This window comes from Salmonella sp. SAL00672 (assembly GCF_046552175.1).
GTDB lineage: Bacteria > Pseudomonadota > Gammaproteobacteria > Enterobacterales > Enterobacteriaceae > Salmonella > Salmonella enterica.
Window position 1 is genome coordinate 24,150 of sequence record NZ_JBGDUQ010000005.1, and the last position, 26,791, is coordinate 50,940.

Annotated in this window: 25 protein-coding genes and 1 pseudogene; 20 read left to right on the forward strand and 6 right to left on the reverse strand. The window is 53.3% G+C overall.

Annotated elements, in window-relative coordinates:
* Positions 1–374 precede the first annotated feature (374 nt).
* The 6 genes from pgi to psiE all read left to right on the forward strand — a co-directional run bounded on the left by pgi (position 375) and on the right by psiE (position 6,792).
* A complete protein-coding gene (gene pgi, locus ACLJTG_RS14285) occupies positions 375–2,024 on the forward strand; it encodes a glucose-6-phosphate isomerase (protein WP_079951538.1) in 1,650 nt (549 codons plus the stop codon).
* A 443-nt stretch (positions 2,025–2,467) separates the two neighbouring features.
* The gene (gene yjbE / locus ACLJTG_RS14290; protein WP_001541297.1) at positions 2,468–2,710 is read left to right on the forward strand and encodes an exopolysaccharide production protein YjbE; all 243 of its coding nucleotides are present in this window, start codon (positions 2,468–2,470) and stop codon (positions 2,708–2,710) included.
* A 63-nt stretch (positions 2,711–2,773) separates the two neighbouring features.
* Complete coding sequence (locus ACLJTG_RS14295) at positions 2,774–3,412, forward strand: YjbF family lipoprotein (protein WP_079951537.1); 639 nt, start codon at positions 2,774–2,776, stop codon at positions 3,410–3,412.
* The gene (locus ACLJTG_RS14300) at positions 3,409–4,143 is read left to right on the forward strand and encodes a capsule biosynthesis GfcC family protein (RefSeq protein ID WP_079951536.1); all 735 of its coding nucleotides are present in this window, start codon (positions 3,409–3,411) and stop codon (positions 4,141–4,143) included. The genes ACLJTG_RS14295 and ACLJTG_RS14300 overlap by 4 nt, the downstream gene beginning before the upstream one ends.
* A complete protein-coding gene (locus tag ACLJTG_RS14305) occupies positions 4,143–6,239 on the forward strand; it encodes a YjbH domain-containing protein (RefSeq protein ID WP_023193770.1) in 2,097 nt (698 codons plus the stop codon). The genes ACLJTG_RS14300 and ACLJTG_RS14305 overlap by 1 nt, the downstream gene beginning before the upstream one ends.
* Before the next feature lie 142 nt (positions 6,240–6,381).
* Complete coding sequence (gene psiE / locus ACLJTG_RS14310; protein ID WP_000982735.1) at positions 6,382–6,792, forward strand: phosphate-starvation-inducible protein PsiE; 411 nt, start codon at positions 6,382–6,384, stop codon at positions 6,790–6,792.
* A 165-nt stretch (positions 6,793–6,957) separates the two neighbouring features.
* On the opposite strand, the gene malG is transcribed toward psiE, so the two are convergent.
* Entirely contained in the window at positions 6,958–7,848 is an 891-nt protein-coding gene (malG, locus tag ACLJTG_RS14315) for a maltose ABC transporter permease MalG (RefSeq protein WP_001252081.1), read from the reverse strand.
* Between the two features lie 14 nt (positions 7,849–7,862).
* The gene (malF, locus tag ACLJTG_RS14320) at positions 7,863–9,407 is read right to left on the reverse strand and encodes a maltose ABC transporter permease MalF (protein WP_000382573.1); all 1,545 of its coding nucleotides are present in this window, start codon (positions 9,405–9,407) and stop codon (positions 7,863–7,865) included.
* Between the two features lie 42 nt (positions 9,408–9,449).
* Here malF and ACLJTG_RS14325 point away from each other — a divergent pair.
* Positions 9,450–9,590, forward strand: a pseudogene (locus ACLJTG_RS14325) (hypothetical protein); the annotation flags it as partial.
* Here ACLJTG_RS14325 and malE read toward each other — a convergent pair.
* Positions 9,539–10,729, reverse strand: a complete 1,191-nt coding sequence (gene malE / locus ACLJTG_RS14330; RefSeq protein ID WP_000695415.1) for a maltose/maltodextrin ABC transporter substrate-binding protein MalE — start codon at positions 10,727–10,729, stop codon at positions 9,539–9,541. The pseudogene ACLJTG_RS14325 and the gene malE sit on opposite strands and share 52 nt — an antisense overlap.
* 361 nt (positions 10,730–11,090) lie before the next feature.
* Here malE and malK point away from each other — a divergent pair, with 361 nt between their 5' ends.
* The 5 genes from malK to ubiA all read left to right on the forward strand — a co-directional run bounded on the left by malK (position 11,091) and on the right by ubiA (position 16,291).
* A complete protein-coding gene (gene malK / locus ACLJTG_RS14335; RefSeq protein WP_000179176.1) occupies positions 11,091–12,200 on the forward strand; it encodes a maltose/maltodextrin ABC transporter ATP-binding protein MalK in 1,110 nt (369 codons plus the stop codon).
* 87 nt (positions 12,201–12,287) lie between these two features.
* Complete coding sequence (locus ACLJTG_RS14340; protein WP_079951534.1) at positions 12,288–13,646, forward strand: maltoporin; 1,359 nt, start codon at positions 12,288–12,290, stop codon at positions 13,644–13,646.
* Between the two features lie 163 nt (positions 13,647–13,809).
* The gene (gene malM / locus ACLJTG_RS14345) at positions 13,810–14,727 is read left to right on the forward strand and encodes a maltose operon protein MalM (RefSeq protein WP_000782497.1); all 918 of its coding nucleotides are present in this window, start codon (positions 13,810–13,812) and stop codon (positions 14,725–14,727) included.
* Positions 14,728–14,907: 180 nt separating this feature from the next.
* Positions 14,908–15,405, forward strand: coding sequence for a chorismate lyase (ubiC, locus tag ACLJTG_RS14350; protein ID WP_023234097.1), 498 nt, complete (start codon positions 14,908–14,910; stop codon positions 15,403–15,405).
* Positions 15,406–15,418: 13 nt separating this feature from the next.
* Positions 15,419–16,291, forward strand: a complete 873-nt coding sequence (gene ubiA, locus ACLJTG_RS14355) for a 4-hydroxybenzoate octaprenyltransferase (protein WP_000455249.1) — start codon at positions 15,419–15,421, stop codon at positions 16,289–16,291.
* Positions 16,292–16,389: 98 nt separating this feature from the next.
* Here ubiA and plsB read toward each other — a convergent pair whose 3' ends face one another.
* Positions 16,390–18,810: a glycerol-3-phosphate 1-O-acyltransferase PlsB gene (gene plsB, locus ACLJTG_RS14360; RefSeq protein ID WP_000017360.1), complete on the reverse strand. Its 2,421-nt coding sequence runs from the start codon at positions 18,808–18,810 to the stop codon at positions 16,390–16,392.
* Between the two features lie 170 nt (positions 18,811–18,980).
* Between plsB and ACLJTG_RS14365 the strand changes: the two genes are divergently transcribed.
* From ACLJTG_RS14365 to ACLJTG_RS14385, 5 genes are all read left to right on the forward strand, one after another.
* Positions 18,981–19,349 carry a diacylglycerol kinase gene (locus tag ACLJTG_RS14365; RefSeq protein ID WP_000002900.1) on the forward strand — a complete coding sequence of 123 codons (369 nt, stop codon included), beginning with the start codon at positions 18,981–18,983 and terminating at the stop codon, positions 19,347–19,349.
* Positions 19,350–19,457: 108 nt separating this feature from the next.
* Positions 19,458–20,066, forward strand: coding sequence for a transcriptional repressor LexA (gene lexA / locus ACLJTG_RS14370; protein WP_000646079.1), 609 nt, complete (start codon positions 19,458–19,460; stop codon positions 20,064–20,066).
* 178 nt (positions 20,067–20,244) lie between these two features.
* Positions 20,245–21,570 (forward strand): MATE family efflux transporter DinF, encoded by a 1,326-nt coding sequence (dinF, locus tag ACLJTG_RS14375; protein ID WP_410959010.1) that lies wholly within the window; start codon positions 20,245–20,247, stop codon positions 21,568–21,570.
* A complete protein-coding gene (locus ACLJTG_RS14380; RefSeq protein WP_010989093.1) occupies positions 21,567–21,680 on the forward strand; it encodes a hypothetical protein in 114 nt (37 codons plus the stop codon). Before dinF ends, ACLJTG_RS14380 begins: the two co-directional genes overlap by 4 nt.
* A 21-nt stretch (positions 21,681–21,701) precedes the next feature.
* Positions 21,702–21,911: a CsbD family protein gene (locus ACLJTG_RS14385; protein WP_001030592.1), complete on the forward strand. Its 210-nt coding sequence runs from the start codon at positions 21,702–21,704 to the stop codon at positions 21,909–21,911.
* A 98-nt stretch (positions 21,912–22,009) separates the two neighbouring features.
* Here ACLJTG_RS14385 and zur read toward each other — a convergent pair whose 3' ends face one another.
* On the reverse strand, positions 22,010–22,525 hold the full coding sequence (zur, locus tag ACLJTG_RS14390) for a zinc uptake transcriptional repressor Zur (protein WP_000416271.1): 516 nt from the start codon (positions 22,523–22,525) through the stop codon (positions 22,010–22,012).
* A 246-nt stretch (positions 22,526–22,771) separates the two neighbouring features.
* Between zur and ACLJTG_RS14395 the strand changes: the two genes are divergently transcribed.
* The 3 genes from ACLJTG_RS14395 to pspG all read left to right on the forward strand — a co-directional run bounded on the left by ACLJTG_RS14395 (position 22,772) and on the right by pspG (position 25,578).
* Positions 22,772–24,082 carry a conjugal transfer protein TraF gene (locus tag ACLJTG_RS14395; RefSeq protein WP_198898396.1) on the forward strand — a complete coding sequence of 437 codons (1,311 nt, stop codon included), beginning with the start codon at positions 22,772–22,774 and terminating at the stop codon, positions 24,080–24,082.
* Positions 24,083–24,169: 87 nt separating this feature from the next.
* Positions 24,170–25,168 carry a tRNA dihydrouridine(20/20a) synthase DusA gene (dusA, locus tag ACLJTG_RS14400; protein ID WP_001182228.1) on the forward strand — a complete coding sequence of 333 codons (999 nt, stop codon included), beginning with the start codon at positions 24,170–24,172 and terminating at the stop codon, positions 25,166–25,168.
* Positions 25,169–25,335: 167 nt separating this feature from the next.
* Entirely contained in the window at positions 25,336–25,578 is a 243-nt protein-coding gene (pspG, locus tag ACLJTG_RS14405) for an envelope stress response protein PspG (protein ID WP_000891414.1), read from the forward strand.
* 173 nt (positions 25,579–25,751) lie between these two features.
* Here pspG and ACLJTG_RS14410 read toward each other — a convergent pair whose 3' ends face one another.
* On the reverse strand, positions 25,752–26,735 hold the full coding sequence (locus ACLJTG_RS14410) for a quinone oxidoreductase (protein ID WP_000235555.1): 984 nt from the start codon (positions 26,733–26,735) through the stop codon (positions 25,752–25,754).
* Positions 26,736–26,791 lie beyond the last annotated feature (56 nt).

The following is a 26,791-nucleotide window of genomic DNA, read 5'->3' on the forward strand; positions in this document are numbered from 1 at the left end:
CAGGAAATGAAAAACGCGACCATGGCACAAGGGCAGAACAGAAACCGGTGCAGGCGCAAATGCAAGTAACGTATTTATAAATAAAAGTTGTGGCCTGGACTGTCAACGTTGGGATTATGCGGATTTTTTATGCTGAGTTTAGGCTCAGTAACAGCGCTTATAACCCCGATACCCGTTTGTAGTATGTTGGCTTATCTATGCGCCCGGCGACTCACCCACTTGCCGCCTTTCTGCACCTCGAATTATTTAGGGTATATACTTTTTATCCTCATTCGACAGTGCCTGGGGCAACGGCACTAAAACAATCACACTTTTCTGTGACTGGCGTTACAATCGATCCCAGTCACAATTCTCAAATCAGAAGAGTATTGCTAATGAAAAACATCAATCCAACGCAGACTTCTGCCTGGCAGGCGCTCCAGAAACACTACGATGAAATGAAAGACGTTACGATCGCTGAGCTTTTCGCGAACGATAGCGACCGTTTCGCTAAATTTTCCGCGACGTTTGACGATCTGATGCTGGTGGATTTCTCCAAAAACCGCATCACCGAAGAGACGCTGGCAAAATTACAGGATCTGGCGAAAGAGACCGATCTGGCCGGCGCGATTAAATCCATGTTCTCCGGCGAGAAGATCAACCGCACCGAAGACCGCGCCGTGCTGCACGTGGCGCTGCGTAACCGTAGCAATACGCCGATCATTGTGGACGGCAAAGATGTGATGCCGGAAGTGAACGCCGTGCTTGAGAAAATGAAAACTTTCTCGCAAGCGATTATCTCCGGTCAGTGGAAAGGCTACACCGGTAAGGCCATCACCGACGTGGTGAACATCGGTATCGGCGGTTCCGACCTCGGCCCGTTCATGGTGACCGAAGCGCTGCGTCCGTATAAAAACCATCTGAACATGCACTTCGTCTCTAACGTTGATGGTACCCACATCGCTGAAGTGCTGAAAAAAGTGAGCCCGGAAACGACTCTGTTCCTGGTGGCGTCGAAAACCTTCACTACGCAGGAAACCATGACCAACGCCCACAGCGCGCGCGACTGGTTCCTGAAAACTGCAGGCGATGAAAAACACGTGGCGAAACACTTTGCTGCGCTCTCCACCAACGCCAAAGCGGTCGGCGAATTTGGTATCGACACGGCCAATATGTTCGAGTTCTGGGACTGGGTCGGTGGTCGTTACTCGCTGTGGTCTGCCATCGGGCTGTCCATTATTCTGTCCGTCGGTTTCGACAACTTTGTCGAGCTGCTTTCCGGTGCGCACGCGATGGACAAGCATTTCTCCACCACTCCGGCGGAGAAAAACCTACCCATTCTGCTGGCGTTGATTGGCATCTGGTACAACAATTTCTTCGGCGCGGAAACCGAAGCCATTCTGCCGTACGACCAGTATATGCACCGTTTCGCCGCCTACTTCCAGCAGGGCAACATGGAATCCAACGGTAAATACGTTGACCGTAACGGCAACGCCGTGGATTACCAGACAGGCCCAATTATCTGGGGCGAACCAGGCACCAACGGTCAGCACGCGTTTTATCAATTGATTCACCAGGGTACTAAAATGGTGCCGTGTGATTTTATCGCCCCGGCTATCACCCATAACCCGCTATCCGATCATCATCAGAAGCTGCTGTCTAACTTCTTCGCGCAGACCGAAGCGCTGGCGTTTGGTAAATCCCGCGAGGTGGTTGAGCAGGAATATCGCGATCAGGGTAAAGATCCGGCGCAGCTTGAACACGTTGTGCCATTCAAAGTGTTTGAAGGCAACCGCCCGACCAACTCTATACTGCTGCGCGAAATTACGCCGTTCAGCCTGGGCGCGCTGATTGCGTTGTATGAGCATAAAATCTTTACGCAGGGCGTCATCCTGAACATCTTTACTTTCGACCAGTGGGGCGTTGAGTTGGGTAAACAGTTGGCTAACCGTATTCTGCCGGAGCTGGGCGATGATAAAGCTATTTCGTCCCATGATAGCTCTACCAACGGTCTGATTAACCGTTATAAAGCCTGGCGCGCCTGATGGCGCTGCGCTTATCCGGTCTACGTAATGCATTGCGTCTGTAGGCCGGATAAGGCGTTTCGCCGCCATCCGGCAAAAAGAGAATAAGATAATAAAAAGGCCGATATTCACATCGGCTTTTTTTATAAGATAATTCCGCTTGTCCGTCTTTATCCCCACAATTTTATATTGAGCTTAATCCTAAAATAAGCAATAACCAGAAAATCACTCTGCGTTATTTTCAGATTATACGGATGCCGATGTCTTTTAGTTTAATTTTAACTTATTGATTTTATTTGTTTGTTAATTAAATAATGTAGGCGTTACTTCTTTAAAGTTTAATTATCCTAAAACCTCGCTGTTATTTCTCCCGGACATAATCCGCCTGCTTTGGTTGTGTATACTCGGTAGCGCCCGAAATTCTTTTGGGTAAATCTCCATTCATTCAATGAAGGGAAATTATGATGAAAAAAGTACTGTATGGCATTTTTGCCATAACCGCGCTTGCGGCGACATCTGTCTCGGCAGCCCCCGTTCAGGTGGGTGAAGCGGCAGGGTCGGCAGCGACGTCGGTATCGGCGGGAAGTTCCTCCGCCACCAGCGTTAGCACCGTAAGTTCGGCGGTGGGCGTCGCGTTAGCGGCAACCGGCGGCGGCGATGGTTCTAATACCGGAACCACGACCACCACGACCACCAGTACCCAGTAGTATCGGTACGTTTAACCATAACCACACTCCGGTGTGGTTATTTTGCCCCTCTGGAGAAGCGTCGTGAAGCGACTCGCACTTATCCTGATTTGCCTGCTATTACAGGCGTGTTCGGCCACCACTAAAGGCCTGGGCGATTCACTGTGGGACAGTTTGTTCGGTACGCCAGGCGTACAGCTAACGGATGACGATATTCAAAACATGCCGTATGCCAGCCAGTACATGCAGCTTAACGGCGGCCCTCAACTGTTTGTGGTGCTCGCTTTCTCGGAAAACGGGCAGCAGAAATGGGTGACGCAGGATGGCGCGACGATCGTGACGCAGCATGGCCGTCTGGTCAAAACTCTGCTCAGCGGTGACAACCTGATCGATGTGAATAATCTGGCGGCCGACCCGCTGGCGAAACCAGGACAGATTATCGATGGCGCGACCTGGACTCGCACCCTGGGCTGGACCGAACATCGCCAGGTGCGTTACGCCACCGCCCGTTCCGTTTTTACATGGCGAGGGACCGATAGCGTGAACGTCGGCAGTGAAGAGACCGTCGTGCGGGTGTTAGATGAAGAAGTGACGACCGATCAAACGCGCTGGCGTAATCGCTACTGGATTGATAGCGAAGGCCAAATTCGCCAGACGGAACAGTATCTGGGCGCGAATTACTTTCCGGTGAAAACCACGCTGATTAAGGCGGCAAAATCATGATGAAAAGGACGATAAGCGCGCTGGCGCTGGCCTTTGTCGCGTCATCCGCCTTTGCCAGCGGCACTGTTACCGTTTTTACCCAGGGTAATAGCGAGCCTAAAACGCTGACAGACGCTGAGCGTCTGCTCGATTTAGTCGGACAGCCGCGCCTGGCAACGAGCTGGTGGCCTGCGGCGGTGATAGGCGAAGAACAGGCGACCGTGACGGCGCGTCAGCAGCAGCAGAAACTTCTCGGGCGACTGGCGGCGCTCAGCGCTGAGGAAGATGGCGATGCGGCGGCGATAAACACACTACGCCGACAGATTCAGGCGGTGAAGGTGACGGGCAGACAATTAGTGAATCTTGATCCTGACGTGGTGCGGGTGAGCGAACGAGGTAACCCGCCGCTGCAAGGTCACTACACGCTCTGGGTCGGGCCGCAACCCACGCAGGTGACGCTCTTTGGCTTGATTAGCCAGCCGGGCAGCCAGCCGTTCGTCCCTGGGCGGGACGTCGCCAGTTATCTTGAGGGTCAGCGCTTACTCAGCGGCGCGGATCGTAGCTATGCCTGGGTGGTTTACCCTGATGGACGCAGTCAAAAAGCGCCGGTGGCTTACTGGAATAAGCGTCATATCGAGCCGATGCCCGGCAGCATTATTTTTGTCGGTTTTGCCGATTCCCTTTGGCGCGGCACGCCGGAGGCGATAAATGCCGACATTCTTCATACCCTGACGCAGCGGATACCGGAATAATGAAAAAAACACATCTGCTCAGCGTGCTGGCGCTGGGTATTAGCGCGGCCTGCCATGCCGAAACATATCCAGCCCCTGTTGGGCCTTCACAATCTGACTTTGGCGGCGTGGGCCTGCTGCAAACGCCGACAGCGCGTATGGCGCGTGAAGGGGAGATGAGCCTGAACTATCGCGATAACGATCAGTACCGCTACTACTCGGCTTCGGTTCAGCTTTTCCCGTGGCTGGAAACCACGTTGCGCTATACCGATGTCCGTACGAAAAAGTACAGCAGCGTGGAATCATTCTCCGGCGACCAGACTTACAAAGATAAAGCGTTTGATGTGAAACTGCGGTTGTGGGAAGAGAGTTACTGGATGCCGCAGGTGGCGGTTGGCGCGCGCGATATCGGCGGGACGGGGCTGTTTGATGCGGAATATATTGTAGCGAGTAAGGCCTGGGGGCCATTTGATTTTTCATTAGGTCTCGGCTGGGGCTATCTTGGCACCAGCGGCAATGTGTCTAATCCTTTCTGTTCGTATAGTGATAAATTCTGTTCGCGTGATAACAGCTATAAAGAGGCAGGTTCCGTCGACGGTAGCGATATGTTTCACGGCCCGGCCTCACTGTTTGGCGGCGTAGAATATCAGACCCCGTGGCAACCGCTACGCCTGAAGCTGGAGTATGAAGGCAATAACTATCAGCAGGATTTTGCGGGTAAACTGGAGCAGAAGAGCAAGTTTAACGTCGGCGCCATTTACCGCGTCACCGATTGGGCCGACGTTAACCTCAGCTACGAGCGCGGCAATACCTTTATGTTTGGCGTTACGCTGCGCACCAATTTCAACGATTTACGTCCCGCGTATCATGACAATTCACGCCCGCAATACCGACCACAGCCGCAGGATGCCATCCTGCAACATTCGGTAGTGGCTAATCAATTAACGTTATTGAAATATAATGCTGGTCTGGCGGACCCGAAAATCCAGGTCAAAGGCGATACGCTGTACGTTACCGGCGAACAGGTGAAGTACCGCGACTCCCGTGAAGGGATCGTGCGCGCTAACCGGATCGTCATGAACGATCTGCCGGAGGGGATCCGCACGATCCGCGTGACGGAAAACCGCCTTAATCTGCCGCAGGTCACCACTGAAACCGATGTCGCCAGCCTGAAACGCCATCTGGAAGGCGAACCGCTGGGACATGAAACCCCGCTGGCGCAAAAACGCGTGGAGCCGATCGTGCCAGAGAGTACTGAACAGGGTTGGTATATCGACAAGTCGCGCGTTGATTTTCATCTTGATCCCGTGCTGAATCAGTCGGTAGGCGGCCCGGAAAACTTCTATATGTATCAGCTGGGCGTAATGGGAACTGCGGATCTGTGGGTCACGGATCATCTGCTCACCACGGGCAGCGTGTTTGCCAATATCGCCAACAACTACGACAAATTTAACTACACCAATCCGCCGAAGGACTCGCATCTGCCGCGGGTGCGTACGCATGTCCGTGAGTATGTGCAGAACGATGTTTATGTGAATAACCTACAGGCCAACTACTTCCAGTATTTTGGCAATGGTTTCTATGGGCAGGTCTATGGCGGTTATCTGGAGACCATGTTTGGCGGTGCCGGGGCGGAAGTCCTGTATCGCCCGGTAGACAGCAACTGGGCGTTTGGTCTGGATGCCAACTACGTGAAACAGCGTGACTGGCGTAGCGCGCAGGATATGATGAAGTTTACCGATTACAGCGTGAAGACCGGACATTTGACCGCATACTGGACGCCGTCGTTCGCCCAGGATGTGCTGGTGAAAGCCAGCGTTGGTCAGTATCTGGCGGGCGATAAAGGCGGTACGCTGGAGATCGCCAAACGCTTCGATAGCGGCGTCGTTGTCGGCGGTTACGCGACGATTACCGATGCGTCGCCGGATGAATATGGGGAAGGGGATTTTACCAAAGGCGTATATGTTTCCGTGCCGCTGGATCTCTTCTCGTCCGGCCCAACCCGAAGTCGTGCGGCAATTGGCTGGACGCCGCTGACGCGTGACGGTGGTCAACAGCTTGGCCGTAAGTTTGGCCTGTATGATATGACCAGTGACAGGAACGTAAATTTCCGTTAATACTCAGGCCGGATAAGGCGTTCACGGCGCTATCCGGCAAATTATCTTATTGAACAAAATATAAACATAAATAAAAAATATAGATGCCCGTCACATTTGTGCGTTATACAGAAACCTCGCCGCAGAGAAAGAGGGGGCTGTTATGATGCCATTATTGCGCTCACGTCTTGAGTTTATCGCCACGATTTTACAAAACGTACTAAATTTGGGGCTGCTTACCCTCGGTCTGATCCTGGTCGTTTTTCTCGGTAAAGAGACGGTTCATCTGGCGGACGCATTATTCGTGCCTGAGCAAGCCAGCAAATATGAACTGGTGGAAGGGCTGGTGATCTACTTTCTTTATTTCGAATTTATTGCGCTGATTGTGAAGTACTTTAAGTCTGGCCTTCACTTTCCGCTGCGCTATTTCGTGTACATTGGGATCACGGCGATTGTGCGCCTGATCATTGTCGATCATAAAACGCCAATGGATGTATTACTCTATTCGGCGGCGATCCTCCTGTTGGTTATCACGTTGTGGTTATGTAATTCGAACCGACTACGGCGAGAATAGGCGTCGCCACACCGTAACGGACGTATGGCGTGGCAATAAATTAGCCGCTGTCTATAACGCATAAAAAAAGCGCTCCGAAGAGCGCCAAAATACGACCATAAGTGGGGATAACATAAGTTGAGGGCAGTGGCATTGCCCGTTGCCGGGCAGGTACTTCGATAAAACTTAACCTTTCACACCCCCTGCCGTCAGGCCGTTGACCAGCCAACGTTGCGCCAACAGGAACACCAGAGTGATAGGAATAGCGGAAAGGACGGCGGCGGCGGCAAAGTCGCCCCACAAATAGTTTTGCGGGTTGAGATATTGCTGCATACCCACGGCCAGCGTATAGCTGTCCACATCACGCAGTAACAACGAGGCGACCGGAACTTCGGTAATCGCCGCGATGAACGACAGAATAAACACCACCGCCAGAATCGGTACAGAAAGCGGCAGCAGCACCAGGCGAAATGCCTGCCACGGGGTTGCGCCATCCAGCGCGGCGGCCTCTTCCAGCGAGCTGTCGATAGTTTCGAAGTAGCCTTTAATCGTCCAGACATGCAGCGCAATGCCGCCGAGATAGGCGAAGATCACGCCGCCATGCGTATTCAGACCGATAAATGGAATGTATTGTCCCAGGCGGTCAAATAACGCATACAGCGCCACCAGAGACAAAACCGCCGGAAACATCTGGAAAATCAGCATCCCTTTAAGCAGTGTTGCTTTACCTGGAAAACGCATTCGTGCAAAAGCGTAGGCGCAGGTGGTGGAAAGCGCCACGATGCCGATGGCGGTAATACCGGCGATTTTCACCGAGTTCCACAGCCACAGCAGGACCGGGAAGGGAGGCGGCGTTACCCGACCATCCGCATGTTCCACGCTGAAACCCAGCGCCAGCCGCCAGTGTTCCCAGGAGATTTTGTCCGGGATCAGGCTTCCGGTGGCGAAGTTCCCTTCACGTAGCGAGATAGCGATGACCATCAGCAGCGGGAACATGATCGCCGCGATGAAAATCAGCAGCCCCAGGTGCGTGATGAAGAGACGCAGTTTCTGAGATTTGGGTTGGACCATAGCCATTGTTATTATCTCCCTTAATCAAACTTCATACGCGTGGCTTTCAGGTTCACTATTGCCAGCGCGCCTACCAGCAGGAAAATCAGCGTGGCAATGGCCGCCGCCAGACCGAAGTCCTGACCGCCGCCGCCTTCAAAGGCGATACGGTAGGTGTAGCTGACGAGCAGATCGGTATAACCGGCAGGCGTGGTGGTGCCGAGACGGTCTGGCCCGCCGTTGGTCAACAGTTGAATCAGGACAAAGTTATTAAAGTTAAAGGCGAAGCTGGCGATCATCAGCGGCGTTAGCGGCTTAATCAGCAGCGGTAAGGTGATCTTAAAGAAATTCTGAAACGGACCGGCGCCGTCCATTGCGGAGGCTTCGTACAGGTCATCCGGAATCGCTTTCAGCAGTCCCATGCACAGGATCATCATGTAGGGATAGCCCAGCCAGGTATTCACGATAATCACCATTGCCCGCGCGGTGTTGGGGTCGCTGAACCAGGCAGGTTTAATGCCGAACAGCGCGCTCAGCATCATATTGATTTCACCAAAGCTTTGGTTGAATAACCCTTTGAAAATCAAAATTGAAATAAACGACGGTACGGCGTAGGGCAGAATCAGCAGGACGCGGTAGATAGCTTTACCTTTCAGCGCTTCCCACTGTACGAGGCAGGCCAATACCATCCCAACCGCCACGGTTAACACCACAGTGAGGACCGAAAAGACCACGGTCCAGACGAAGATAGCGAAAAAGGGCTTCTGGATCCCTTCGTCGGTAAAGACGCGCGTAAAGTTTTTCGCGCCGATAGTAACGGTATAACCAGGACTGAGTTTTTCATCACCCCAGCTTCCGTCGGCGTTGATCGACTGATAATAACCGCTATCGTTGTTTGGCCGGTATTTTACGCCGCTCTGGTTATTGGTCAGCAGGCCGTCATCAGCCAGTGTGTACAGCGGACGGGTACCGGAAAACTGACGCAGCGAGCTCATAATCACTTTGCTTTCATCCGGCAGGACGGCGGTTATCTGGTTCAGCGCCAGACGGTTCTGGGTGATTATCCGCAGATTGGCGCGTTCGCCGCCCGGCAGGGCATCGGTCTCTTTCAGCTGTAATTTTTGTTCGCCGCCGAAGGAAAATGCGTCAGACAGGTAATGTTTGCCCGTTTCGCCGTCGGTGAGGGCCAGTTGCCACTCGTCGCCGGTCGGGTAAAGACCGAAGTTATAGGTTTTTCCTGCCTGATAAGAACGGTCCATCAGCACTTGCTGGGCGCGTTCAAAGGTGAGCTGGTTGGTGCTGCTGTAGTTAGTAAAGGCGATGGCGATGGTGCACACCAGCGGGAATAGCACAAACAGCCCCATGCCGGCGAGGCCAGGGTAAACGTAGCGCCAGGCGTAGGTTTTACGATTTGCGAAAATATACAGGCCAGCAGAGCTTAAAATCAGCGTCATGATGGCGAACAGATACTCCCCTTGTACGTACATTAAAACTACAAGGTAACCCACCAGCAGGCCCAGCAGACCAATTACTGACCATTTAAGCTGGTCGCTTTGCCACCAGTGTTTCTTTTTAATGACATCCATGGGGGTTTTCCTCTACAGCGTTGAAACTTCCTGGCCGGAGATGTGCCTGATGGCGCTGCGCTTATCAGGCCTACGGTGTGTTGTAGGCCGGATAAGGCATTTATGCCGCCATCCGGCACAGGCTCGCGGCATTACTTGGTGATACGGCTTTGTGCATCTTTCAGCGCGGCATCCACGGTTTGACGGCCGCTGGCGGCGTTGATCACAGCCGTACGTACCGCATACCAGAAGGCGGACATCTGCGGAATATTCGGCATGATCTCGCCTTTCTGGGCGTTATCCATGGTGGCAGCGATACGGGGGTCTTTCGCTAACTGCTCCTGGAAAGATTTCAGCGCCACGGCGCCCAGCGGTTTATCTTTGTTCACCGCCTCCAGACCCTGATCGGTCAGCAGGTAGTTTTCGAGGAACTCTTTCGCCAGCTCTTTATTCGGGCTGGCAGCGTTAATCCCCGCGCTCAGCACGCCGACGAACGGTTTCGAGGGTTTACCTTTGAAGGTCGGCAGCAGGGTGACACCGTAGTTGACTTTGCTCTTGTCGATGTTCGACCATGCCCACGGGCCGTTGATGGTCATTGCCGTTTCGCCTTTATTGAAGGCTGCTTCGGCGATGGAGTAATCGGTATCGGCGCTCATATTTTTGTTCTTGATCATATCGATCAGGAAAGTCAGGCCCGCTTTCGCGCCGGCGTTATCGACGCCAACGTCTTTCACGTCATACTTGCCGTTTTCAAATTTGAACGCGTAGCCGCCGTCAGCGGCGATCAAAGGCCAGGTGAAATACGGTTCTTGCAGGTTGAACATTATCGCCGACTTCCCTTTCGCTTTTAGCTCTTTATCCAGCGCCGGGATCTCTTCCCAGGTTTTCGGCGGGTTCGGGACGAGGTCTTTGTTATAAATCAGGGAGAGGGCTTCAACGGCGATGGGGTAGGCGATCAGCTTGCCGTTATAGCGTACCGCATCCCAGGTGAACGGATAGAGTTTGTCCTGAAACGCTTTATCCGGAGTGACCTCCGCCAGCAGACCAGACTGCGCGTAGCCGCCAAAACGGTCGTGCGCCCAGAAGATAATGTCAGGACCGTCGCCGGTGGCTGCCACCTGCGGGAATTTCTCTTCCAGCTTATCCGGGTGCTCAACGGTCACTTTAATGCCGGTGTCTTGCTCAAATTTTTTACCGACCTCGGCCAGACCGTTATAGCCCTTGTCGCCGTTGATCCAGATAACCAGTTTACCTTCTTCAATTTTGGCGAGAGCCGGGGCGGAAATCATCATCGTCGTAAGTGCGGATAATGCGAGGATGCCTACGCCAGTTTTAATCTTCATATCTCCCATCCTTTTTGGTGATGTACACAGAGGTGGTTTAACGGTCTCTAGTTTCTTTATACGACAACCTCTTTCCATCCTCCTCGCCCCTACGCCCCACCCCGGCTTTATGTGATCTGTGTTGCATAAATGTGAGTAATGCGTGCTGGCGCACATAAAAACACGCCGATTTTTGCGGGCGGCATCACGAAATTCCTTTTCTGTCCGCGCCCGTGGTCTCAGGCGTTGTGTCCTCATCCTCCCGCCTCCTCCCCCATAAAAAAGCCGGGGGGTGGAGGATTTACCCCAGTCAGGGATCGCGCATAGTCAGGCCATCATGAATGTTGCTGTCAATGACAGGTTGTAACGAAGGGAGAAGGGCATGGCGAGCGTACAGCTACGAAATGTAACGAAAGCCTGGGGTGACGTGGTGGTATCGAAAGATATTAACCTCGATATCCATGACGGGGAGTTCGTGGTGTTTGTCGGACCGTCAGGCTGTGGTAAATCGACCTTGCTGCGTATGATCGCCGGGCTTGAAACCATCACCAGTGGCGACCTGTTTATCGGGGAAACCCGTATGAATGATATCCCGCCTGCCGAGCGCGGCGTGGGCATGGTATTCCAGTCTTATGCGCTCTATCCCCATCTCTCCGTTGCAGAAAACATGTCTTTCGGCCTCAAGCTGGCGGGCGCCAAAAAAGAGGTAATGAATCAACGCGTCAACCAGGTGGCGGAAGTGCTGCAACTGGCGCATCTGCTGGAACGTAAGCCAAAAGCGCTTTCCGGCGGGCAGCGTCAGCGCGTAGCGATTGGCCGCACGCTGGTGGCGGAGCCGCGTGTGTTTTTGCTGGATGAACCTCTGTCGAACCTGGATGCCGCGCTACGCGTGCAGATGCGCATTGAAATTTCTCGCCTGCATAAACGTCTGGGCCGCACGATGATTTACGTCACCCACGATCAGGTCGAGGCGATGACGCTGGCCGACAAAATCGTGGTGCTGGATGCTGGTCGCGTCGCGCAGGTCGGTAAGCCGCTGGAGCTGTACCACTATCCGGCGGACCGCTTTGTCGCGGGCTTTATCGGCTCGCCGAAGATGAACTTCCTGCCGGTGAAAGTGACCGCCACCGCAATTGAACAAGTCCAGGTCGAACTGCCGAATCGCCAGCAAATCTGGCTGCCGGTCGAAAGTCGCGGCGTGCAGGTCGGCGCCAATATGTCTTTAGGCATTCGGCCGGAACACCTGCTGCCAAGTGATATCGCCGATGTCACCCTGGAAGGTGAAGTCCAGGTGGTCGAGCAGTTAGGGCACGAAACACAAATTCATATCCAGATCCCCGCCATCCGTCAAAACCTGGTTTATCGCCAGAATGACGTGGTGCTGGTAGAAGAGGGCGCCACATTCGCTATCGGCCTGCCGCCAGAGCGCTGTCATCTGTTCCGCGAGGATGGCAGCGCATGTCGTCGTCTGCATCAAGAGCCGGGTGTTTAAGGCCTCCATAAAAAACGAAACGCAAAACCATTCGCAGTTTTAGAAGGTGGCAGCGTTTAAAGAAAAGCAATGATCTCAGGAGATAGAATGATGATTACTCTGCGCAAACTCCCTCTGGCGGTTGCTGTCGCAGCGGGCGTAATGTCCGCTCAGGCAATGGCTGTCGATTTCCACGGTTACGCCCGTTCCGGTATTGGCTGGACGGGAAGCGGCGGCGAACAACAGTGTTTTCAGGCAACGGGTGCCCAAAGTAAATACCGTCTTGGTAACGAATGTGAAACCTATGCGGAACTGAAACTGGGCCAGGAAGTGTGGAAAGAGGGCGATAAGAGCTTCTATTTCGACACCAACGTCGCCTATTCGGTTAACCAGCAGAACGACTGGGAATCGACCGATCCCGCCTTCCGCGAAGCGAACGTGCAGGGTAAAAACCTGATTGAATGGCTGCCGGGCTCTACCATCTGGGCCGGTAAGCGCTTCTATCAGCGTCATGACGTACACATGATCGACTTCTACTACTGGGATATTTCAGGTCCTGGCGCAGGTATCGAAAATATCGATCTGGGCTTCGGTAAGCTTTCGCTGGCGGCGACCCGGTCTACTGAAGCGGGCGGCTCTTACACCTTCAGCAGCCAGAATATTTATGATGAAGTGAAAGATACCGCTAACGACGTCTTTGACGTACGTCTGGCTGGTCTGCAAACGAACCCGGACGGCGTACTGGAGCTGGGCGTTGATTACGGCCGCGCCAATACGACCGATGGTTATAAGCTGGCTGATGGGGCATCGAAAGACGGCTGGATGTTCACCGCCGAACACACGCAAAGCATGTTGAAAGGCTATAACAAGTTTGTCGTGCAATATGCCACCGATGCCATGACCACGCAGGGTAAAGGCCAGGCGCGCGGTTCCGACGGTTCTTCATCTTTCACTGAAGAATTGCCTAATGGAACCAAAATTAATTATGCCAATAAGGTCATCAATAATAATGGCGATATGTGGCGTATTTTGGATCATGGCGCCATCTCGCTTGGTGATAAATGGGATTTGATGTACGTCGGTATGTACCAGAATATCGATTGGGATAATAACCTGGGTACTGAGTGGTGGACCGTGGGCGTACGTCCAATGTACAAGTGGACGCCAATCATGAGTACCCTGCTGGAAGTCGGCTACGACAACGTGAAATCTCAGCAGACCGGCGATCGTAACAATCAATATAAAATCACCCTGGCGCAACAGTGGCAGGCGGGCGACAGCATCTGGTCGCGTCCGGCTATCCGTATTTTCGCCACCTACGCGAAATGGGATGAGAAATGGGGCTATATCAAAGACGGCGATAACATTTCCCGTTATGCCGCAGCGACTAACTCCGGCATTTCCACCAACAGCCGTGGCGATAGCGATGAGTGGACCTTCGGCGCCCAGATGGAAATCTGGTGGTAATACGATGGTCATCTGACGTAACGAGGGGCGCAAGCCCCTCTGAAACATCAGGTCTGATGATGCTTGTAAGCCGAATAAGGCGCCAGCCGCCATTCGGCGATATGTTTGGGTTGGCGCGCTATTGCCTGGCTACCGCTGAACCCGCCTTATTGAGGTGAGAATAATGAAAATGAAGAAAAGTCTCGTCGCCCTCTGTTTAACCGCAGGGCTGTTCGCCAGCGTGCCGGGTATCAGCCTGGCGGAAGTGAACTATGTACCGCAAAATACCAGCGCCGCGCCCGCTATTCCTGCTGCTGCGCTACAGCAATTAACCTGGACGCCTGTAGATCAGTCAAAAACGCAGTCTACCCAACTGGCGACGGGCGGCCAGCGCCTTGACGTCGCCGGCATTACCGGCCCGGTCGCCGCTTATAGCGTTCCGGCGAATATCGGCGAGCTGACATTAACTCTGACCAGCGAGGTCAATAAGCAAGCCAGCGTTTTTGCGCCAAACGTGTTGATTCTTGACCAAAATATGACTCCTTCGGCGTTCTTCCCCAGCAGTTACTTTACTTATCAGCAGCCGGGCGTCATGAGCGCAGACCGGCTGGAAGGCGTGATGCGCCTGACGCCTGCGTTGGGGCAGCAGAAACTCTATGTTCTGGTGTTTACGACCGAAAAAGATCTTCAGCAAACCACTACGCTGCTCGATCCGGCAAAAGCCTATGCCAAAGGCGTCGGCAACTCTATCCCGGATATTCCCGATCCAGTTGCTCGCCATACCACTGACGGCGTGGTGAAACTGAAGGTGAAAACCAACAGCAGCTCCAGCGTATTGGTCGGGCCGTTGTTTGGCTCGTCCGGTACCGGGCCGGTAACGGTAGGCAATACCGCCGCGCCGGTCGCTGCGCCAGCGCCAGTCGCGCCGAAGAAAAGCGAGCCGATGTTGAACGATACGGAAAGCTACTTTAATAAAGCGATTAAGGATGCCGTAGCGAAAGGCGACGTCGATAAAGCGCTGAAACTGCTTGATGAGGCCGAACGTCTGGGATCGACATCTGCCCGTTCCACCTTTATCAGCAGTGTAAAAGGCAAGGGGTAATTGTTTCCCCACAGTGCTGATTTTGCAGCAACTGGTGCGTCTCCTGGCGCACCTTTTTTTATCATTTCATGCGAATTGTTATTTTTTTGTTGCGCAACAGATCACTTAATTGTGATTGCGCCCCCCGTAATGTCTTTTCTGAGATACAATGACTTTAGGTTATGAATCGGAGAGTAAGGCATGTCACACCCTGCGTTAACGCAACTGCGTGCGCTGCGCTATTTTGATGCGATTCCTGCGCTTGACCCCCATTTGCTGGACTGGCTGTTGCTGGAAGATTCTATGACAAAACGTTTTGAGCAGCAGGGAAAGCGGGTAAGCGTGACGCTGATTCGGGAAGCGTTTGTCGGCCAAAGTGAGGTCGAGGAAGCATCAGGTTTACTGCCATCCGAATCCCGCTACTGGTTACGTGAGATACTGCTTTGCGCTGACGGCGAGCCCTGGCTTGCCGGACGTACCGTGGTACCGGAATCCACGCTGTGCGGACCTGAACAGGTCTTACAACATCTGGGTAAAACCCCGCTTGGACGTTATCTATTTACATCATCGACACTGACCCGCGATTTTATTGAAATTGGACGCGATGCAACGCTGTGGGGGCGCCGCTCTCGACTGCGGTTGAGCGGAAAACCGCTGTTGCTTACCGAGCTTTTTTTACCTGCATCGCCGCTGTACTGAGAGGAAGATAAAGATGGAGTGGAGTCTGACGCAGAGTAAGCTGCTGGCGTTTCACCGTTTGATGCGTACAGATAAGCCTATTGGCGCGTTGCTGCTGCTCTGGCCGACGCTTTGGGCGCTATGGGTGGCGACGCCGGGTATGCCTCAGCTGTGGATTTTGGCAGTTTTTGTCGCTGGCGTGTGGTTAATGCGCGCGGCGGGCTGCGTGGTAAATGATTATGCCGATCGTAAATTTGACGGACATGTAAAACGTACGGTCAACCGGCCTTTACCCAGCGGCGCCGTGACAGAGAAAGAAGCGCGCAACCTGTTTGTGGTGCTGGTGCTGCTGGCGTTTCTGTTGGTGCTGACGCTGAACGCCATGACGATTCTGCTTTCCGTGGCGGCGCTGGCGTTGGCCTGGGTTTATCCCTTTATGAAACGCTACACCCACCTGCCGCAGGTCGTGCTGGGGGCCGCTTTCGGCTGGTCAATCCCCATGGCGTTCGCCGCGGTGAGCGAATCCCTGCCGTTGAGCTGCTGGCTAATGTTCCTCGCCAATATTCTCTGGGCAGTGGCTTACGATACGCAATATGCGATGGTCGACAGAGATGATGATATCAAGATAGGCATTAAATCGACGGCGATCCTGTTTGGTCGTTATGACACATTGATTATCGGGATTCTGCAGCTTGGCGTCATGGCGTTAATGGCGCTGATCGGCTGGTTGAATGGTCTGGGATGGGGATATTACTGGGCTGTGCTGGTGGCGGGCGCGCTGTTTGTCTACCAGCAAAAACTGATTGCGAACCGTGAACGTGAAGCCTGCTTTAAAGCCTTTATGAACAATAACTACGTTGGCCTGGTGCTATTTTTAGGGCTGGCGATGAGTTACTGGCACTTCTGATGTCATGCCGGGCGAACCCGGCCTACAAAACCAAAATTTTCAATACGTCATATCAGTTGCCCGATGAGCTTGCACTATCGGGCATTTCAGGCACTGGCTTACTCGCCCTGCGTCGCGCTTTCAATCGTCAGACGGACATCAGAGGTAATTAGATCGGCAAGCATCTGATATATCTTCATCGTTTCTGCCGGTTCGGCATCGCCCGTATCACTGATATAACCCTCATCCCGTAGCGTCAACACGAGTGAACTGAACACCGCTTTGTCGAAAAACTCCGGCGCGTTAATACCGTGCAGGACAGACAGACGTTGCGCCACGGTACGGCTTTCTTTCTCCAGCGTACTGCGGTTGATGGACGGATTGGCGCTCAACAGCCAGAACGTAATGGCATAACGCTGTAGCGTTTCGCGCGCGCCTGCCGCCAGCAGTTGCAGCGTACGGGAATGCGTCGGGTTGATATGCAGTTCATCATCCTGCAGGGTAATTAGCCCCTGACGCTGCATTTCACTGGCCAGCGCGTCAATGACCGAGGCTAACTCCTCGCGCTCCCAGCGCAGGAACAGCTCCGCTTTTAACATCGGATAGAGCGCTTCAACATGCTGCTGCAACGCATCACGCGAAATGCGACGATGCTGGGTGATAATCGCCGCCATCAGCGAAGGCATAATCAACATATGCGCGATATTGTTACGATAGTAGGTCATCAACACCGCCTGCTCGCGCGGCAGAATGATGATATCGCCAATGGTGTCTTTCTCGACCTCAAACTTATTCATCTGCAGCGCGTGAGCGATGAGCTCGCCAGCGCTGGCGGCAGGAACGGTTGAGTCTGTGGAATAAGGGACATTGCGCATCAGATCGAGATAGCAATCAAGCTGCTCGGTGAGCTGCTCGCGGGTGAGCGAGCGCTGACGCGACGCTAACAGCGCGGTACAACACAGGTTCATCGCGTTTGCCGCGCCAGCGTTGTTAATACGCACCATCAGATCGGCGGCGATACTATTTACCGTCGGCGTCAGCCAGGCTGGGCGTATGGCCTCTATAGGGTCGATAGATTCGCGCCACTCCGGCACATGCTGGTTCAGGTACGTCATGAGCGGCATCGGTTCGCCAAAGTTAACGTAGCCCTGACCCAGATTGCGCAGCTTGCTCAAGCCTTTCAGCATCTGCGGCAGGCTCTCTTTCTCTTTTGTCGCGCCGCGCAGCTCTTTCGCATAGGTGCCCACTTCCATGACGTGCTCATAGCCGATGTAAATAGGCACTAACGTAATTGGACGGGTACCGCCGCGCAGCATCGCCTGGATAGTCATCGACAGGGTGCCGGTTTTCGGATCTAACAAACGTCCGGTACGCGAACGTCCTCCTTCGACAAAATACTCAACCGAGTAACCGCGGCTGAACAGCTCGCCCAGGTATTCGCGAAAGACGGTGGAATAGAGTTTATTCCCCTTAAAGGTGCGACGAATAAAGAACGCGCCCAGACGACGGAAAATCGGGCCAGCGGGCCAGAAATTAAGGTTAATACCGGCGGCAATATGCGGCGGAACCAGTCCCTGATGGTACAGCACATAAGAAAGGAGCAAGTAGTCCATATGGCTGCGGTGACAGGGTACATAGACGATTTCATGCCCGTCGTGCGCCAGTTGGCGTACGCGCTCGGCGTTATGCACGTTAATTCCCTGGTAAAGACGGTTCCAGGTAAACCCCAAAATCCTGTCGGTCAAACGAATCATCTCGTAAGAGAAGTTCGCCGCGATCTCTTCCATCAGCGCAATGGCGTTTTGCTGCGCTTTTTCATGAGAGATTTTTTTACTGCGCGCTTCGTCTTCTACCGCGCGGGCGATCGCTTTCGAGGCCAGCAGTTTGTTAAACAGATCCTGACGGGCGGGCAGGCGTGGGCCAACCGCCGCCAGGCGCTGGCGAGCAAAGTGCATACGCGCCACGCGAGCCAGCTTCTGCGCGATGATTTTATCGGTGCCGTGTTCATCAGCCATACGACGCAATGAGACGGACGGCGAGAATCGGACAAAGCTATCGCGACCCAGCCAGGAGATGGCAAAGAATTTCTGTACGCCGTTCAGCATACGTAAAGGCGGGTTATCTTCTCCCTTTTCACGACCCGGCGCGCGGCCAAACATCACGGAAACGGGCACCATCTGCACGTCCAAAGCCGGATTACTCCGATGCAGATCGAGATAATCGTGAAAAAGTTTCACCGACTCTTCTTTTGGCGTGTAATAGGTAAAGACACGCGGTCCGCCGTGAATAAATACATAGCGTGGCAGCAGCGCGCCGTCGATCTCCAGCGGCTCCAGCGGATCCGGGAGATCGTGCGCCAGACATTGAGCCCGCAGCGTCAGTAAGTCCGCTTTTGAGTTGTATGGCAAGACATACATAATGGGGCGAGAAGTATCGAGCCCCAATTCCTGGGCGGGTTCCGCCGGAATAGACTTGCTTTTTACCAGTATGCTTAATGGTAAATTCAGTAATTTGTAGTAAATTCGTGGCCAGCCGGACATAAACGATGTAAAGCCTCTGGTTAATAATGCAAATGCGGTGCAAGGATATCAGAAAGTTTAGCGAATTTCTGTTGTATCCCGTCATACTTCGCGCTGCGTTACGGCAGTCCGAATCGTGCAGGGCAACTGTATAATGTCATTGACGTTAATAATGTAAAAAGGTTCTTTTGATGGCCAATAATACCACTGGATTCACCAGAATTATCAAAGCGGCAGGATATTCCTGGAAAGGATTTCGCGCCGCATGGACTCACGAAGCGGCGTTTCGCCAGGAAAGTATCGCGGTATTGCTGGGCGTCATCATCGCCTGCTGGCTGGATGTGGATGCGATTACCCGTGTGTTATTGATAGGTTCCGTTTTACTTATCATGATTGTTGAAATCCTCAACAGCGCTATTGAAGCGGTCGTGGACCGCATCGGTTCTGAATACCATGAGCTTTCCGGCCGTGCGAAAGATATGGGATCGGCTGCGGTGCTACTGTCTATTTTCGTTGCCCTGATGACCTGGGGCATCCTGTTATGGTCACATTTTCGATAAAGGTTCCAAATTTTATAAATCTCTTGTTTTTTGCGCCGTTTGTGGTTCCAAAATCACCTTTAACTGTATATACTCACAGCATGATTGTATATACACCCAGGGGGCGGAATGAAAGCGTTAACGGCCAGGCAACAAGAGGTGTTTGATCTCATCCGGGATCACATCAGCCAGACAGGTATGCCACCGACGCGTGCGGAAATCGCGCAGCGTTTGGGGTTCCGTTCCCCAAACGCTGCGGAAGAACACCTTAAAGCGCTGGCGCGCAAAGGGGTGCTTGAAATCGTTTCCGGCGCATCGCGAGGTATCCGTCTGTTACAGGAAGAAGAGGACGGATTACCGCTTGTCGGGCGTGTCGCGGCGGGTGAACCGCTTCTGGCGCAGCAGCATATTGAAGGCCATTACCAGGTCGATCCTTCGCTGTTCAAACCCAGCGCCGATTTCCTGCTGCGCGTGAGCGGTATGTCGATGAAAGACATCGGTATTATGGATGGGGATTTGCTGGCGGTACATAAAACGCAGGACGTCCGTAATGGCCAGGTGGTTGTCGCTCGCATTGACGATGAAGTGACAGTAAAACGCCTGAAAAAGCAGGGCAATAAAGTGGAGCTGCTGCCGGAAAACAGCGAGTTTACACCGATAGTGGTGGATCTGCGCGAACAAAGCTTTACGATTGAAGGGCTGGCGGTAGGCGTCATTCGCAACGGGGAATGGTTGTAATCTCGTTTTAATCTCCTTGTAAGCCGTCATCCGGCAATCGTGCAGCCTGATGGCGCTGCGCTTATCAGGCCTACGGGAATGCAGTTCCTGAGATGATTAATTTGTAGGCCGGATAAGGCGTTACGTTGCCATCCGGCAATGCGCTCGTTTCGTTTAACTCCTTGTCAGGCTTTTCTCCATGCCGCTTTTTACCTCCTCTGATAAAGCTCTCTGGCATCTCGCGCTGCCGATGATTTTTTCTAACATCACCGTCCCCTTGCTGGGGCTGGTCGATACGGCGGTGATTGGTCATCTGGACAGCCCGGTTTTCCTGGGCGGCGTGGCGGTGGGCGCGACTGCCACCAGCTTTCTTTTCATGCTGCTGCTATTTCTACGTATGAGCACCACCGGCCTAACGGCGCAGGCATTTGGCGCCAAAAATCCGCAGGCGTTAGCCCGGGCGCTCATTCAACCGTTATTACTGGCGCTGGGCGCTGGCGTGATGATTGTGCTATTTCGCACGCCGCTTATCGAGCTGGCTTTACATATTGTCGGCGGGAACGACGCTGTCCTGGTGCAAGCGAGACGCTTCCTTGAAATTCGTTGGCTAAGCGCTCCCGCGTCACTGGCGAATCTGGTGCTGCTCGGTTGGCTGTTAGGCGTTCAGTATGCGCGGGCGCCGGTTATCTTGTTGGTCGTGGGCAATATCCTCAATATCGCGCTCGACCTGTGGCTGGTGATGGGGCTTCATATGAACGTGCAGGGTGCTGCCCTGGCGACGGTCATCGCAGAATATGTCACGTTACTGATCGGCCTCATGATGGTACGTAAAGTTTTCCATCTCCGCGGTGTGTCGCTGGATATGCTAAAACAGGCCTGGCGCGGCAACGTGCGCCGCCTTTTGGCGCTCAATCGCGATATCATGCTGCGCTCATTGCTCCTTCAGCTTTGTTTTGGCGCAATCACGGTGTCAGGCGCGCGGCTGGGCAGCGATATTATCGCGGTAAATGCAGTCCTGATGACCTTACTCACCTTTACGGCCTATGCGCTGGACGGTTTTGCTTATGCGGTGGAGGCGCACTCCGGTCAGGCTTACGGCGCGCGTGACGGTAGCAAGCTACTGGACGTCTGGCGAGCGGCGTGTCGTCAGTCAGGAATTGTGGCCTTGTTGTTTTCCACAGTCTATGCCCTGGCAGGCGAACATATTGTCGCGTTACTGACCTCATTGCCGCAAATACAGCTACTGGCGGATCGGTATCTTATCTGGCAGGTGGTATTACCGCTGGTGGGCGTATGGTGCTATCTGCTCGATGGTATGTTTATTGGCGCGACGCGCGCTGCCGAAATGCGCAATAGCATGGCTGTCGCCGCGGGAGGATTCGCGCTGACGCTCTTCGCCCTGCCGGTATTAGGAAATCATGGTTTATGGCTGGCATTAACCGTGTTCCTGGCGCTTCGCGGTCTGTCGTTGAGCCTTATCTGGCGTCGTCACTGGCGCGAGGGTACATGGTTTGCCAGATCGTGACGGTTAAAAATTCTGAATATAAAACCGAAGGCCGAATTCCTGCCTACAATTATTATCACGTCCAGCAGAAATTGCAGAGCATTTGGGCGAATAACACCTGCTATTCCTAACCGAATGATGAGGACAAGATGATGAATAAAGACGAAGCCGGCGGTAACTGGAAACAGTTTAAAGGTAAAATGAAAGAACAATGGGGCAAACTGACCGATGACGATATGACCGTTATCGAAGGTAAACGCGACCAACTGGTAGGTAAAATCCAGGAGCGTTACGGTTACCAGAAAGATCAGGCGGAAAAAGAGGTTGTTGACTGGGAAACCCGTAACAACTATCGCTGGTAATATGTTTTCCCCTACCAGGAGTACATGGATGTGCTTCCCACTGTTTGCTTATGAATGCGGGCGTGCCCCTCTCTACTGCCGCCCGTTTTCCGTTCAGGCTAACGCGGTTTTTTCTTCACCAGCACCGAGTGATCGTGACCACAGTCGCCCGGATGGCGACACGCTTCCACTTCTACGCACGCAGGGCACAGACCGTGCGCCTCAATAACGTTATGTCGTAGCGCAAATCCCATTTTAGCCGCCAGCGTATGCATGATGTCTTCCACGCCCTCGGCACACTCTTCCTTCACCACGCCACAACGATCGCAGATAAACATGGCCGAGCTGTGCGTCGGCTGGTCGAACAGGTGGCAAACCACATAACTATTGGTGGATTCCACTTTATGGACAAAACCCTGTTCGAGCAAAAAATCCAGCGCGCGGTAAATGGTGGGCGGTTTGGCCTGTGGTTCCGTTTCGCGCAGCAAATCGAGCAAATCGTATGCGCTGATGGCACCCTGTTGCAGACTCATCAGGCGCAGCACTTCGAGGCGCTGAGGCGTCAGGCGCACGTTGCGCTGCGCGCAGAGTTTTTCAGCTTGCGCCAGTAACTCTTGCGTTGTGGTCTTTTCCATGTAGCACCTCGAATGGCATGAAAGTCTAATCCGTTACTTTACCACGAGCTGCTTAAAACTCTGAAATTACCCCGCGACAATATATCGCCTGCTAAGCTTTTCCGCGCCAGTATTCTCATCTATACATAATGAGGGTCGATATTATAACAACAGGATTTAACATCACTATTTCACAGCAATAGTTCGCCTCTGTCCGGTAAAGCGTGGCGGAGGGATTACTTCACCTGATAATAAGATGGGCTAACTGTGAACAAAAACGTCAAACTTTCACTGATTGCTATCGCGGTCTCGCTTTTTATGGCAAAGCAGGCGAGCGCCGCCAATACCTGGACGGAAGCGCGTAATGACGCAATGGGCGGGACGGGCGTTGCGTCCGCGAATTATGGCAGCGGAGTACTATTAAATCCGGCGTTACTGGCAAAAGCCAAACCGGAAGACAATATCACTGTTGTCCTTCCTGCGGTCGGCGTCCAGATTACGGATAAAGACAATCTCCAGGATGAAATTGACGATATCAGCGATAAAGTGGATTACTACGATGAGGTCGTCGATAACCTTACGCTGGGGCAAATTCTGCTCAATCCGCGAGGCGTGCTGAATCAATTTCAGGGCGCCGCGCGCGACCTGGCCGATGAGCTGGAATATCTCAACGGAAAAACCGCCCGCGCCAATGCCGGCGCCGGGTTGGCGGTAAGTATTCCAGGGCAAACGCTTTCCGTGGCGTTTATCGCCAAAGGTTATGCGCATGGGCGCGTGAGTTCGTCCATTGATCAGAACGATATTCAGTATCTGCGCGATATCCAGCATGATGAACGTGTCGCGCTTCGTGAAGCAGGACGCGCTGCTTTGCTGGGGTCTGACGAAATTACAAAGCATTTAAACTCTACCGCGTCGGGGCGGGTAGCGATTGTATCTGACTACGGTATTGCGCTGGCGAAGCAGTTTGTGGTGGGCGAGGTGCCTGTTTCCATTGGCGTTACGCCAAAACTGCAAAAAACCTGGCTCTATAACTACACCACCTCAATTTATAAATACGACAGTAGCGACTGGAATAGCAGCCGTTATCGCAATGATGATACGGGTTTTAACATTGATGCGGGGCTTGCTGCCGATATCGGTGAAAACTGGACGCTGGGGCTGAGCGGGCAAAATCTGGTATCTCGCGATATCGATACGAAAGATATTTACATCACTAATGGTATGACGGGAGAAACCACCAACTACAAAGATACATACCAAATCCGCCCCCTGGTTACCGCGGGCGTCGCATGGCATAACGATTTGCTGACCGTAAGCGCCGATGGCGATCTGACGGAAACGAAAGGCTTTAAGAGCGAAGACAATTCACAGTACGTTGGCGTCGGCGCTGAAGTTCGACCGTTGTCATGGCTGGCGGTGCGCGCAGGGTATCGTGCGGATGTGAAAAATAACGATAGCAATGTGGTTACCGGCGGTCTTGGCTTTGCGCCCTTTAACCGTGTGCATCTCGACTTAATGGGACTGTACGGCGAAGATGAAACCTGGGGGGCTGGCGCGCAGCTTACGATGACATTCTGAGGCGTTTTCACCGGAGGCGCTACGCCTCCGGTTTAGCGTTATGCTATAGTGACGCCCCTTTTTTAACCGGATGCTTATTTATTCGCCATGCAGCCTGAAACCCAGTCCTCCGCTTTTCCTGCTTATCGCTTCTCCATCGCGCCTATGCTCGACTGGACGGACAGACATTGCCGCTATTTCCTGCGTTTGCTGTCTCGCCAGACGCTGCTCTACACCGAAATGGTGACCACGGGCGCGATTATTCACGGTAAGGGTGACTATCTGGCTTACAGCGAAGAAGAGCATCCGGTTGCTCTACAGCTTGGTGGAAGCGATCCGGCTCAGCTTGCGCATTGTGCAAAGCTGGCGGAAGCGCGTGGCTACGATGAAATTAACCTCAACGTGGGGTGCCCCTCCGATCGTGTGCAAAATGGTATGTTTGGCGCCTGTTTGATGGGCAATGCGCAACTGGTCGCCGATTGTGTTAAAGCCATGCGTGATGTCGTCTCGATTCCGGTAACGGTAAAAACCCGCATTGGTATTGACGATCAGGACAGTTATGCGTTTCTGTGTGATTTCATCGATACGGTTTCCGGTCGGGGCGAATGCGAGATGTTTATTATCCATGCGCGCAAAGCCTGGCTTTCTGGCTTAAGCCCGAAAGAAAATCGTGAGATCCCGCCGCTGGATTACCCGCGCGTATACCAGCTAAAGCGGGATTTTCCGCACCTGACCATGTCCATTAACGGCGGCATCAAATCGCTGGAAGAGGCGAAGGAACACCTGCGCCATATGGATGGCGTCATGGTTGGCCGCGAAGCTTATCAGAATCCGGGTATACTGGCCGCGGTAGATCGGGAGATTTTCGGCGCCGATACCACCGATGCCGACCCGGTTACGGTGGTTCGCGCGATGTATCCCTATATTGAGCGTGAATTGAGCCAGGGAGCGTATCTGGGGCATATCACTCGCCATATGCTGGGGTTGTTCCAGGGCATCCCCGGCGCGCGGCAGTGGCGTCGCTATCTGAGCGAAAACGCCCATAAAGCTGGCGCGGATGTTGCTGTACTGGAGCAGGCGCTAAAACTGGTAGCAGACAAGCGTTAAAAGTTCGCCAAAAATTAGTCAATCTCACCACGCTCTGTGCAGTCTTGCAGGGCGTTTTCTTTATATATCAAAAACATAAATATTGGCATGATTTTTGTAATAGCTTACCTGACCAAACCCGGTAAGCGCCGTGCCGCCGGGCAATGCCATCTTTATGGGGAGCGACTATGCTGGAACTACTTTTTGTGCTTGGCTTTTTTCTGATGTTAATGGTGACGGGCGTCTCCTTGCTGGGCATTCTGGCCGCGCTGGTTGTAGCGACTGCCGTCATGTTCCTGGGTGGAATGTTCGCCCTGATGATCAAGCTGTTACCGTGGCTACTGCTGGCGGTGGCTGTGGTGTGGGTGATCAAAGCAGTAAAAACGCCAAAAATCCCACAGTATCAGCGCAATAACCGTCGGTTTTACTAAGGTATTGAGCGGTTCGTCACAACCTGGAACTTTGCCCTCACAAGCAAATAGGAATCGATTATTAAATCTGTCATGATTGCGCAGGTAACGAATTCATCGCGCTGTACCCTACATACAGCCGAACAAAAAAGAAAGGGCTTCCCGGGTGGAAGCCCAATTTCTTTGCAGAGCTATTACGGAATCAGCAGGCTTGAGCCCTGTGTGGCCCGGCTTTCCAGTACCTCATGCGCGCGACGGGCATCTTTTAACGCATAGCGTTGATTTTCAGCCACATCAACTTTAATCACGCCGCTGGCGATCAATGAGAACAATTCATTGCTGGCTTCGGTCAGTTCTTCACGTGTCGTAATATACCCCTGTAGTGAAGGTCGCGTGGCATACAGGGAACCTTTCTGATTCAGAATACCTAAATTCACGCCAGTGACGGGGCCGGACGCATTGCCGAAACTGACCATCAGTCCCCGTCGTTGCAGGCAGTCCAGTGAGGCTTCCCAGGTATCTTTCCCCACGGAGTCATAGACCACGCGGACTTTTTTGCCGCCGGTGATCTCTTTTACCCGTTCGACAATGCTCTCCTCACGGTAATTAATTACCTGCCAGGCACCGGCGTCCAGCGCCCGCTGCGCTTTTTGCGCGCTACCGACGGTACCGATAAGCTTCGCGCCCAGCGCTTTTGCCCATTGGCAGGCGATCAGACCGACGCCGCCCGCAGCGGCATGAAACAGGAAGGGTTCGTCGGGTTTCACTTCATAGGTTTTGCGCAACAGGTAAAAAACGGTCAACCCCTTGAGAAAAGAGGCTGCCGCCTGTTCGAAGGAAATGGCGTCAGGTAAAATCGCGGCTTTATCTGCGGGGACGTTATGGACGGAACTGTAAGCGCCGAGCGTTGACTGCGCGTAGACGACGCGATCGCCCACGCGAATGTGCTCCACGCCGTTGCCGACTTTACTGACCACACCCGCAGCTTCGGTTCCCAGGCCCGCAGGCAACGACGGGGGCGGATAGAGTCCGCTACGGATATAGGTGTCGATGAAGTTGATACCAATGGCTTTGTTCTCAACCTGGATTTCGTGTTCCGCCGGTTCCGTTGGCGTAAACTCCACGGTCTGAAGCACTTCCGGACCACCATGCTTGTGAAATTCAATACGCGTTGCCATGCTTCCTCCAAAAGAAATGTGGTAATCTTTCGACCCAATCACTATCTCGGTAACTC